1 protein-coding gene and 1 pseudogene are annotated in these 776 nt (G+C 47.0%); both read right to left on the bottom strand.

Going from position 1 to position 776, the window contains the following annotated elements; all coding sequences use genetic code 11:
- Positions 1 to 210 (bottom strand): annotated as a pseudogene (locus UC14_RS26180) (hypothetical protein); the annotation flags it as partial.
- Between the two features lie 100 nt (positions 211 to 310).
- Positions 311 to 703, bottom strand: a complete 393-nt coding sequence (locus tag UC14_RS26175) for an ASCH domain-containing protein (RefSeq protein WP_013576159.1) — start codon at positions 701 to 703, stop codon at positions 311 to 313.
- Between the last annotated feature and the right edge of the window lie 73 nt (positions 704 to 776).

Genomic DNA, 776 nt, shown 5'->3' with positions numbered 1-776 from the left:
TTTCAGGCAACACATCCCACAAACATGGTTTGCCCACTCAATAAATTCCTGCTGGGTTGATGCGCCAGACTGGGCCCATAGTTTGATATCACTCAGTTCGAGTTCACCGGCAATAATTCCGGCAGCACAGTCAGGGTCTTCCCACTGGCTGAAATAAGGTATTCCTGAAAGGGTTGCAAAAGCGCGTTGATTTACTGAATTCACTGACATGACATATTCCTGAACGGCAGATCGACAACATCAGGTTGATCATATCGCTGGCTGGCGAAATTTAAGGCCTGATTTTCCTTATATCAGGCCCCTCAGATATTTAGAACTTTTCTATCATCCGGAACTTCATCAGTAACAATGGCATAGTGGGTTCAAACATCTCGTACTCTTCGAAGAAACGCTGATGCTCAGCGCGCCAGTAAGCCAGCGTGCGGTCACCTTCACCTTCTTCCCAGGCATGTTGCTCTGTCACCTGATCAAAAGGAACTTGTTTCACTTCGGTCAGTTGTACGGCACACACCGGATTATTGCGACCATCGACCACCACAAAGATTTCGCCAGGTTCTGGTTCCGGGTCATCATCCAGGTTTGAACAGGTGGCGGTTTTTGTGCCTGCAATAACACGTTTAGCCAGTTCGTCTGCTGACGACTCGGTATCACCAAACGACCAGCGCTCTGCATCCCTGTATTTAAGTGGGATCTGCGGAATCATAATTTATCCTTTCAATTGAGATAGTTCACTACTATGACAGTTAAACATTAGCACAAAAAAACCCGCCGTAGCG

Origin of the sequence: Rahnella sp. NRRL B-41462 (genome assembly GCF_003263525.1) — a bacterium.
GTDB classification, from domain to species: domain Bacteria; phylum Pseudomonadota; class Gammaproteobacteria; order Enterobacterales; family Enterobacteriaceae; genus Rahnella; species Rahnella aceris.
This window is presented reverse-complemented; position numbering and strand designations above follow the sequence as displayed.